Origin of the sequence: Pseudonocardia lacus (assembly GCF_018531445.1) — a bacterium.
Classification (GTDB): Bacteria; Actinomycetota; Actinomycetes; order Mycobacteriales; family Pseudonocardiaceae; genus Pseudonocardia; species Pseudonocardia lacus.
Genome location: NZ_JAHDTH010000265.1, coordinates 1 through 8942 on the forward strand (window position 1 = coordinate 1; position 8942 = coordinate 8942).

Consider the following 8942-nt stretch of genomic DNA (forward strand, 5'->3'; position numbering starts at 1 on the left):
CCCACAGCACCCGCCGCACCCGCCGCACGGCCGGCCCGGGAGCCGCCGGGGCGTCCACGGTGATCGCCCGCAGCCGGCGCAGGGCCGGCTCGACCATCGTCGCCGCGGGCACCGCCAGCAGCGCGGCCGACGCGAACACCCAGCGCCAGCCGATCGTCTCGACCATCAGCCCGGCGACCGGCGGCCCGACGACCGCGGGCAGCACCCAGGCCGCGGCGAACGCGGCGAACAGCCGCGGCCGCAGCGCCGGGTGCACCGCGCGGGCCACGACGACGTAGAGGGCCACCGTGAACAGCCCCGATCCGAGCCCCTGCACGGCCCGCCCGGCGGCGAGCAGCTCCATGCTCGGGGCGATCGAGGCGAGCAGCAGCCCGACCACGAACCCCGCCACCCCGACACGCATCGGCCCGGCCGGTCCGCGTGAATCCGACCACACGCCGGACAGCACCATCCCGACGACGCTGGTCGCCAGCGGCAGCCCGAACGCCAGCGCGTACCCGGAGATCCCGTCCAGCGCCGCGGCGGCCGTCGGCATCGCCGTGGCGACCGCCATCGCCTCGAACGCGGCCAGGCTGACCAGGGCGACCGACCCGACCGTGAGGGTGCGCAAGGAGGGCGCGAGCAGTCCGCCGGCGGGGATGGACGGGGGCGCGGCGGCGAGCTCGGTCACCCGTCCAGACTGCAACCTCGACCCGTGTTCAGGTCAAATCGGTTACCGACGCGACCCGTCGCCGAGCCGAAACCAAGATCGACGGTGCGGCGCTGCGGTTACCCTGGGGGCATGTCGCGGATCGTCGTGCTCGACTACGGGTCGGGCAACCTCCGCTCGGCCGAGCGGGCGCTGCAGCGCGTCGGCGCGGACGTCACGGTCACCGCGGACCGCGACGCCGCCCTCGAGGCCGACGGACTGGTCGTACCCGGCGTGGGGGCCTACGCGGCCTGCATGGCCGGGCTGGAGTCGGTGGACGGCGCCCGGATCATCGAGCGCAGGCTCGCCGGGGGCCGCCCGGTGCTGGGCATCTGCGTCGGCATGCAGATCCTGTTCGACCTCGGCGTCGAATGGGGCGAGCGCACGAAGGGCTGCGGCCAGTGGCCGGGCACCGTCGAGAAGCTCAAGGCCGACGTGCTGCCGCACATGGGCTGGAACACCGTGCGCGTCCCCACCGGCTCCACGCTCTTCGCCGGGCTCGACGCCGACGCCCGCTTCTACTTCGTGCACTCGTTCGGCGTGCGGCACTGGACGCTGGAGGAGTCCGAGGTGCTGCGCCCGCCGCTGGTCACCTGGGCCCACCACGGCGAGGACTTCGTCGCCGCCGTCGAGAACGGTGCCCTCGCGGCCACCCAGTTCCACCCGGAGAAGTCCGGCGACGCCGGCGCCACCGTGCTGAAGAACTGGCTGCGCGACGTCGTCGGCTGAGGCGCGTCGGGGTGCGGGGACCCGTCAGGCTGACGCAGCGGTCAGCCGCCGATCGGGCTCGGTAGGCTCACGGACCGTGAGTTTCACCCTGCTGCCCGCCGTTGACGTCGCCGACGGCCAGGCCGTGCGCCTGGTCCAGGGCGAGGCCGGCACCGAGACCGGATACGGCGAACCCCGCGAGGCCGCGCTGGCCTGGCAGCGCGACGGCGCCGAGTGGATCCACCTGGTCGACCTGGACGCCGCCTTCGGGCGCGGGTCCAACGCCGAACTGCTCGCCGCGGTCGTCGGCGAGCTCGACGTCCAGGTGGAGCTGTCCGGCGGGATCCGCGACGACGCCTCCCTCGACCGCGCCCTCGCCACCGGCTGCGCCCGGGTCAACCTGGGCACGGCCGCCCTGGAGGACCCGCAGTGGTGCGCCCGCGCCATCGCCGAGCACGGTGAGCGCGTCGCCGTCGGCCTCGACGTGCGCATCACCGACCAGGGCCACCGCCTCGCCGCGCGCGGCTGGACCACCGACGGCGGCGACCTGTGGGAGACCCTGGAGCGCCTCGACCGCGACGGCTGCGCCCGCTACGTCGTGACCGACGTCAGCAAGGACGGCACCCTGCGCGGCCCGAACGTCGAGCTGCTCACCGAGGTCGCCGCCCGCACCCCGGCCCCGGTGATCGCCTCCGGCGGCATCTCCCAGGTCTCCGACCTGGTGGCGCTGGCCGAGGCCGCCGCCAAGGGCGCGAACATCGAGGGCTCCATCGTCGGCAAGGCCCTCTACGCCGGGCGCTTCACGCTGCCCGAGGCCCTGGAGGCCGTGCGGAAGGTCGACGTCGCGGCCGGTCGGGCGGCGGGCTGATGGGCGTCGCGGTCCGGGTGATCCCCTGCCTGGACGTCGACGCCGGCCGGGTCGTCAAGGGTGTCAACTTCACCGACCTGCGCGACGCGGGCGACCCGGTGGAGATGGCCAGGGTGTACGACGCCGAGGGCGCCGACGAGCTGACCTTCCTCGACGTCACGGCGTCCTCCAGCGGGCGCGACACCATGCTCGACGTGGTCCGGCGCACCGCCGACCAGGTCTTCATCCCGCTCACCGTGGGCGGCGGCATCCGCACCACCGACGACATCGACGCCCTGCTGCGCGCCGGCGCCGACAAGACCGGCATCAACACCGCCGCCATCGCCCGCCCCGAGCTGCTGGCCGAGGCCAGCCGCCGGTTCGGCTCCCAGTGCATCGTGCTCTCGGTCGACGCGCGCAAGGTGCCCGACGGTGGCAAGCCCACGCCGTCCGGGTGGGAGGTCACCACCCACGGCGGCCGCCGCGGCACCGGAATCGACGCCGTCGAGTGGGCGGCCCGCGGCCAGGAACTCGGCGCCGGGGAGATCCTGCTCAACTCGATGGACGCCGACGGCACCCAGGCCGGCTTCGACCTGGAGATGATCACGGCGGTGCGCGCCGTCGTGGACATCCCGGTGATCGCCAGCGGCGGCGCCGGCAAGGTCGAGCACTTCCCGCCCGCGGTGAAGGCGGGCGCCGACGCGGTCCTCGCGGCCAGTGTGTTCCACTTCGGACTGATCCGGATCGGTGAGGTCAAGACGAGCCTGCGCGACGCGGGCCTGGAGGTCAGATGAGTGCGCGCGTCCAGGTCTCCCAGCTCGACCCGGAGATCGCCGCCAAGCTGAAGCGCACCCCCGACGGGCTCGTCTGCGCGGTGACCCAGCAGCGCGGCACCGGCGAGGTGCTGATGGTCGCCTGGATGGACGACGAAGCCCTGCACCGGACGCTGACCAGCGGCCGGGCCACGTACTGGTCGCGCAGCCGCCAGGAGTACTGGGTCAAGGGCGAGAGCTCCGGGCACACCCAGGCGGTGCACGAAGTCCGGCTGGACTGCGACGGGGACGCGCTGCTCGTGGTGGTGGACCAGGAGGGGGCGGCGTGTCACACGGGGACGCGGACGTGCTTCGACACCGAGGTGCTTCTCGGGGCGCCGGTCGGGTGATGTTCTTGTAGGGCCGCTGGTGTTCTTGAGGGGGCCTCCGGCGGCGCCTGCGGTGTTCGTGAGGGGCCTCCGGCGGCGCCTGCGGTGTTCTTGAGGGGCCTCCGGCGGCGCCTGCGGGGTTCTTGAGGGGCCTCCGGCAGCGCCTGCGGGGTTCTTGAGGGGCCTCCGGCAGCGCCTGCGGGGTTCTTGAGGGGGCCTCCGGCGGCGCCTTCGCGGCGGGCGACCTCTGATCGAGCAGGGGGTCGCCCCCTGCCGTCCCGTCGGCCCCGGAGGGCAGCACATCCGCCGGGCCCCCGCACGGTTGGCATGCATGGGCGGCGGTTGGCCTTTCCGGGTGCGGGGGCCCGGCGGATGTGCAGGCGCTTCGCGCGCCGACGTGACGGCAGGGGGCTTGGGGGGACGCCGGGCTCCCCGTTCGGTCCCAGTCCGGCGCCGGTCCTGTCGCCGCTGGTCGGGGGCGGGTGCCTCGTCTTCGCAGGGTGGGTGTGCGCTTCACAGCCTCCGCGGAGGCTGCGAAGCGCACGAGGACTCTGTGAGTGGCCAACCGGTGCGCGTGTCGCCCTGCGGTGGGCGCGGCGCATACCTGTCGGCACCGTGGCCCTCCCCGGCCGAGCCGATCATGGGATCGGGGCGCCTCGCAGACCCAGCGGTGCCGTCGCTGCCCGCCGGCGCGCTGCGGCGACCCACCCAGGCCTGCGACACCCACCCTGCGCTGCGAGGACCCGAACCGCCGCTCGATGGGCGGCGAGGTCGGCGGGGATGTCCGATTTGCCGGTGGCGTGGGGGCTGACATGTCCCCGCGGCCACGTCGATCATGTGACTCGGCGTCCTCGCAGCTGTGGGTGGGTGGTCGCAGCCCGCCGGCGCGCTGCGACGACCCAGCCAGCGCTGCGACACCCACCTGGCGCTGCGTGGACCCCACCCTCGCCCGGTTGGGGACGTTCGCCGCGCTAGCGGCTGATGTCCCAGTCGATCATGTGATTCGGCCACCTCGCAGACCCAGCGGTGCCGTCGCAGCCCGCCGGCGGGCTGCGAGAACCCAGCCAGCGCTGCGACACCCACCTGGCGCTGCGAGGACGCCCCCACCCGCCCGGCCGCGAAGCGGCCACACCACCCCGAAGCCCCAGATCCGAGGTCGCCCGCAGCGGAGGTGCCGCGGGAGGCCTCTCACGGGAGGGCTCCGCAAGAAGCCCCCGGAAGAGGCTCCCTCGCGCGGGGGAGCCGCCCGCCAACCGGATTTGCGACGATCAGGGGGTGCTGCGCCAGGTCCTCGCCCCGCTGCGGAGCGGGCTGACCTACCGCCGGGCGGTGCACCTGCTGCTGGGGGCCGTCCTGCTGCTGCCGTACCTGGCGCTGGGGATCCTCTTCGGTTCCGCGCTCGGGCAGGAGGGGGCCGATCCGCTGTCGTTGGGGCTGCTGATGGTGGTGGCGGTGGTCGCGGCGGTGGGGGTGGCGCTGGTGCCGGGGGTGCGGGCGCTGGAGATCACCGCGGCGCGGGCGCTGCTGGGGGCGCGGGTGCCCGAGCCCGATCCGGCGACCGGGGACGCGTGGCCGGCGCGGCGGCGGGCCGCGCTGTGGCTGCTGGTCAACATGGCGGTCGGCGGGCTGGTCGGGCTGGTGGTGTTCTTCGTGGTGCCGGGCACGGTGGGGCTGCTGCTCGCGCCGTGGATGCCGATGCAGCCGCTGCCGGCCGGGTGGGCGATGGCGTGGGGGCCGGTGGCGGCGCTGGTGCTGCCGGTGGCGCTGCTGCACGGGGTGTCGGCGGCGGGGGCGGCGCTGGCCCGGCTGGCGCCGCGGCTGCTCGGGCCGTCGGAGGCCGAGCGGCTGGTCGTGGAGCTGGAGCGGGCGCGGGCCGCGGAGCGGCGGATGACCGAGCGCAACCGGCTCGCCCGCGAGCTGCACGACTCGGTCGGCCACGCGCTCACCGTGACGACCCTGCAGGCCGGGGCGGCGGCGCGGGTGCTCGACAGCGACCCGGCGTTCGTCGCCCGCGCGTTGGACGCGATCGCCGAGGCCGGCCGCACCGCCCTCGACGAGTTGGACCACGTGCTCGCCCTGCTGCGGGAGGGAGCCACCGAGGACACCCGGGCCCCGCAGCCCGACCTCGGCGACCTCGACCGCCTGCTCGACGGCACCCGCTCGGCCGGGGTCGCCGTCACGGCGGAGGTGCGCGGCGACCCGGCGGCGGTGCCGGCGGTGGTGTCGCGCGAGGCGTTCCGGATCGTGCAGGAGGGGCTGACCAACGCGCTGCGCCACGCGGGGAGGGTGCCGGTGGGGGTGCGGGTGGACGTCGGCGACGACCGGGTCGACCTGGAGCTGACCAACCCGCTCGGAGCGGCGCCGGTCCGCGCCGGCCGCGGGGGGCGCGGGCTGGCCGGCATGCGCGAGCGGGTCGGGGTGCTGCGCGGTGAGCTCTCCGCGGGGCCGGATGCCGACCAGTGGCGTGTCGCGGTGCGGTTGCCCTTCGCGGGGCCGCGATGATCGAGAGTGTGCCCGGGGGAGCGGCTGTGATCGGCGTGCTGCTGGTCGACGACGAGGAGCTGGTGCGGACCGGCCTGCGGGCGATCATCGACGCGGAGTCGGACATGCGGGTCCTCGGCGAGGCCGACGACGGCTCCGAGGTGCCCGGCCTGGTGCGCAGGCTGCGACCGGACGTCGTGCTGATGGACGTGCGGATGCCCGACGTCGACGGCATCGCCACCACCCGGCACCTGACGACGGCCCTGGCCGACCCGCCGCGCGTCCTGGTGCTGACCACCTTCGGCAACGACGGCTACGTCTACGACGCCCTGCAGGCGGGCGCGACCGGGTTCCTGCTCAAGCGGGCGCGGCCGGTGGAGATCGTGCGGGCGGTGCGCACGGTGGCCGAGGGCGACTCGCTGCTGTTCCCGGCCGCGGTGCGCGACCTGGTGGCCACGCGCGGGCGGCGGCGGGGCGACGCGCTGCGCGGGGCCGGGCTGACCGATCGGGAGGGCGAGGTGCTGCGCTGGATGGCCCGGGGGCTGTCCAACGCCGAGATCGCCCGCGAGCTGGTGGTCGGGGTGGAGACCGTGAAGACGCACGTCGGGAACGTGCTGGCCAAGCTGGGCGCCCGCGACCGCACGCAGGCCGTGGTCGCGGCCTACGAGTCGGGCTTCATCGACCCCGACCGCCCCGGGGTCTGATCGTCCCCGGAGATGTCGCCGGTGAGGTAGCGCTGCAGGTTGGGGGCGACGGCCGCGGTGATCGTGGCGTGGTCGGCGGAGGCCAGCGGCTCCAGCTTGAGCACGTAGCGGATCATGCCCAGCCCGATGAGCTGGGTGGCGGCCAGCGATGCGCGCAGCTCGTGCCGGTCGGGGGCGACGTCGCGGACGATCCGGTTGAGCACGACCCGGGAGATGAACTCGCGCATCATCCGGGCGGCGGCCTCGTGCGCGGCGATGCTGCGCACGAGGGTGACCATCTGGCCGCCGCCGGTGGCGTCCCACAGGTGCAGGAACCGCGGCACGATCCGCCAGGCCAGGGTGCTCGGGTCACCGGGCAGCACGTCGCTGACGATCACCGCCGGGTCGACCGGGATGTCCAGGGTGGCGGTGAACAACGCGTCCTTGCCACCGAACCAGTGGTTGACCATCGCCGCATCGACGCCGGCGCGCTCGGCGATCGCCCGGACCGTGGCGCCGTCGAAGCCCCGCTCGGCGAACTCGGCGCGAGCGGCGTCGAGGAGCTGGGCGCGGGTGTCGGCGCCGCCGGGTCGGCGGCCCCGGCGGCGGCCGGGCCGGGCCCGCTCGGGTGCTGCCATGCCCGCCATTGTCCCCGACGCGCGCGGTCGCGGCCGTGTGGCCCGACGGGGGCGCGGGCGGGCTTGCGACAATGTCCGCCATGACCGCCACCGCGCCGGCCGGCGCACTCGGAACGGTCACCCCCAGTCGCGAGGAGTTCCGCGAGCTGGCCGCGGGGCACCGGGTGATCCCGGTGACCCGCAGGCTGCTCGCCGACGACGAGACCCCGGTCGGGGTCTACCGCAAGCTGGCCGGTGACCGGCACGGCACCTTCCTGTTGGAGTCGGCGGAGAACGGCAGGTCGTGGTCGCGCTGGTCGTTCGTCGGCGCCCGCAGCGCCGCCGCGCTGACCGTGGTCGACGGCTCGCTCACCTGGACCGGTGAGGTCCCGGCCGGGCTGCCCACCGACGGCGACCCGCTGGCCGCGCTGCGGTTCTGCCTGGAGGAGCTGCACAGCGAGCCGCTGCCGGGGCTGCCCCCGCTGACCGGCGGGATGGTCGGTTACCTCGGCTACGACGTCGTGCGCAGGCTGGAGCGGCTGCCCGAGCTGGCCGCCGACGACCTGCGCATCCCCGAGCTGATCATGCTGCTGGCCACCGACCTGGCCGCCGTCGACCACCACGAGGGCACCGTCACGCTGATCGCGAACGCGATCAACTGGGACGCCAGCGACGAGCGCGTCGACGAGGCCTACGACGACGCGGTGGCCCGCCTCGACCGGATGACCGCGGAGCTGGCCGCGCCCGCGCCCGCCACGATCGGGGTGTACCGGCCGGCCGAGCCGCGGTTCACCCGCCGTCGCTCCGCCCCCGAGCACCACGCCGCCGTGGAGGAGGCGAAGGAGCTGATCCGCGCGGGCGAGGCCTTCCAGGTGGTCGTCTCCCAGCGGTTCGAGATGGAGTGCCCGTCGGACCCGCTCGACGTCTACCGGGTGCTGCGGGCCACCAACCCGAGCCCGTACATGTACCTGCTGCGGCTGGAGCCCGCGGTCGGGGAGCGGTTCGCGATCGTCGGGTCGAGCCCGGAGGCGCTGGTCACGGTGCAGGACGGCGTGGTCACCACGCACCCGATCGCGGGGACGCGCTGGCGCGGGGCCACCGAGGAGGAGGACACGCTGCTGGAGAAGGACCTGCGCGCCGACGAGAAGGAGCGCGCCGAGCACGTGATGCTGGTCGACCTGGGCCGCAACGACCTGGGCCGGGTGTGCGAGCCGGGCACCGTCAAGGTGCACAACTTCTTCAACGTGGAGCGCTACAGCCACGTCATGCACCTGGTCTCCACGGTCACCGGCACCCTGCGCGCCGACCGCACCGCCTACGACGCGGTGACCGCCTGCTTCCCGGCCGGGACGCTGTCCGGGGCGCCGAAGCCGCGCGCCATGGAGATCATCGAGCAGTTGGAGCCCACCCGCCGGGGGCTCTACGGCGGGATCGTGGGCTACCTCGACTTCGCCGGCAACGCCGATACCGCCATCGCGATCCGCACCGCGCTCGTCCGCGACGGGGTGGCCTACGTGCAGGCGGGCGGGGGCATCGTGGCCGACTCCGACCCGGTCGCCGAGGACGCCGAGTGCCTGAACAAGGCCCGCGCGGTGCTGTCGGCGGTGGCCACGGCGGCGACCCTGTCTGAGCCCGCGGCCGCCGGGCGCCCCGCTCCGCCGTCGCTGTCCCCGGACGGGCCCGAGCGGGTCGGCGCCGTCGGGTCGCCGCCGGCGTGAACCCGCCGCGCTCGCCCCGGGCACTGGTCGCGGTGTGCGCGGCGCTGGCGCTGGCCGCG

General features: G+C 75.2%; 9 protein-coding genes. 7 read left to right on the forward strand and 2 right to left on the reverse strand.

Translation table 11 applies throughout. The annotated features are described in order from the left end of the window. Positions 1-670: MFS transporter (locus KIK08_RS34800; protein WP_308258080.1), on the reverse strand; the 670-nt coding region annotated here is incomplete at its 3' end. 111 nt (positions 671-781) lie between these two features. Between KIK08_RS34800 and hisH the strand changes: the two genes are divergently transcribed. The 6 genes from hisH to KIK08_RS34830 all read left to right on the forward strand — a co-directional run bounded on the left by hisH (position 782) and on the right by KIK08_RS34830 (position 6569). Next, a complete protein-coding gene (gene hisH, locus KIK08_RS34805) occupies positions 782-1417 on the forward strand; it encodes an imidazole glycerol phosphate synthase subunit HisH (RefSeq protein ID WP_214407575.1) in 636 nt (211 codons plus the stop codon). 76 nt (positions 1418-1493) lie between these two features. Next, positions 1494-2264: a bifunctional 1-(5-phosphoribosyl)-5-((5-phosphoribosylamino)methylideneamino)imidazole-4-carboxamide isomerase/phosphoribosylanthranilate isomerase PriA gene (priA, locus tag KIK08_RS34810; RefSeq protein WP_214407576.1), complete on the forward strand. Its 771-nt coding sequence runs from the start codon at positions 1494-1496 to the stop codon at positions 2262-2264. Further along, positions 2264-3037 carry an imidazole glycerol phosphate synthase subunit HisF gene (gene hisF, locus KIK08_RS34815; protein WP_214407577.1) on the forward strand — a complete coding sequence of 258 codons (774 nt, stop codon included), beginning with the start codon at positions 2264-2266 and terminating at the stop codon, positions 3035-3037. Before priA ends, hisF begins: the two co-directional genes overlap by 1 nt. Then, a complete protein-coding gene (gene hisI / locus KIK08_RS34820) occupies positions 3034-3405 on the forward strand; it encodes a phosphoribosyl-AMP cyclohydrolase (RefSeq protein ID WP_214407578.1) in 372 nt (123 codons plus the stop codon). Before hisF ends, hisI begins: the two co-directional genes overlap by 4 nt. 1254 nt (positions 3406-4659) lie before the next feature. Next, positions 4660-5886, forward strand: a complete 1227-nt coding sequence (locus KIK08_RS41250; protein ID WP_308258081.1) for a sensor histidine kinase — start codon at positions 4660-4662, stop codon at positions 5884-5886. Continuing rightward, a complete protein-coding gene (locus KIK08_RS34830; RefSeq protein ID WP_214407579.1) occupies positions 5883-6569 on the forward strand; it encodes a response regulator in 687 nt (228 codons plus the stop codon). Before KIK08_RS41250 ends, KIK08_RS34830 begins: the two co-directional genes overlap by 4 nt. Here the strand turns inward: KIK08_RS34830 and KIK08_RS34835 are convergent. Next, positions 6527-7186 carry a TetR/AcrR family transcriptional regulator gene (locus KIK08_RS34835; RefSeq protein WP_214407580.1) on the reverse strand — a complete coding sequence of 220 codons (660 nt, stop codon included), beginning with the start codon at positions 7184-7186 and terminating at the stop codon, positions 6527-6529. The two genes, KIK08_RS34830 and KIK08_RS34835, sit on opposite strands and share 43 nt — an antisense overlap. A gap of 80 nt (positions 7187-7266) precedes the next feature. On the opposite strand from KIK08_RS34835, the gene KIK08_RS34840 reads away from it, so the two are divergent. Next, positions 7267-8883 (forward strand): anthranilate synthase component I, encoded by a 1617-nt coding sequence (locus KIK08_RS34840; RefSeq protein ID WP_214407581.1) that lies wholly within the window; start codon positions 7267-7269, stop codon positions 8881-8883. Positions 8884-8942 lie beyond the last annotated feature (59 nt).

What these genes read in the sequence shown, in the direction of transcription:
- hisF (WP_214407577.1), top strand. Translation starts at nt 2,264, where the DNA reads ATGGGCGTCGCGGTCCGGGTGATCCCCTGCCTGGACGTCGACGCCGGC.
- hisI (WP_214407578.1), top strand. Translation starts at nt 3,034, where the DNA reads ATGAGTGCGCGCGTCCAGGTCTCCCAGCTCGACCCGGAGATCGCCGCC.
- KIK08_RS34830 (WP_214407579.1), top strand. Translation starts at nt 5,883, where the DNA reads ATGATCGAGAGTGTGCCCGGGGGAGCGGCTGTGATCGGCGTGCTGCTG.
- hisH (WP_214407575.1), top strand. Translation starts at nt 782, where the DNA reads ATGTCGCGGATCGTCGTGCTCGACTACGGGTCGGGCAACCTCCGCTCG.
- KIK08_RS34835 (WP_214407580.1), bottom strand. Translation starts at nt 7,186, where the DNA reads ATGGCAGCACCCGAGCGGGCCCGGCCCGGCCGCCGCCGGGGCCGCCGA.
- KIK08_RS34840 (WP_214407581.1), top strand. Translation starts at nt 7,267, where the DNA reads ATGACCGCCACCGCGCCGGCCGGCGCACTCGGAACGGTCACCCCCAGT.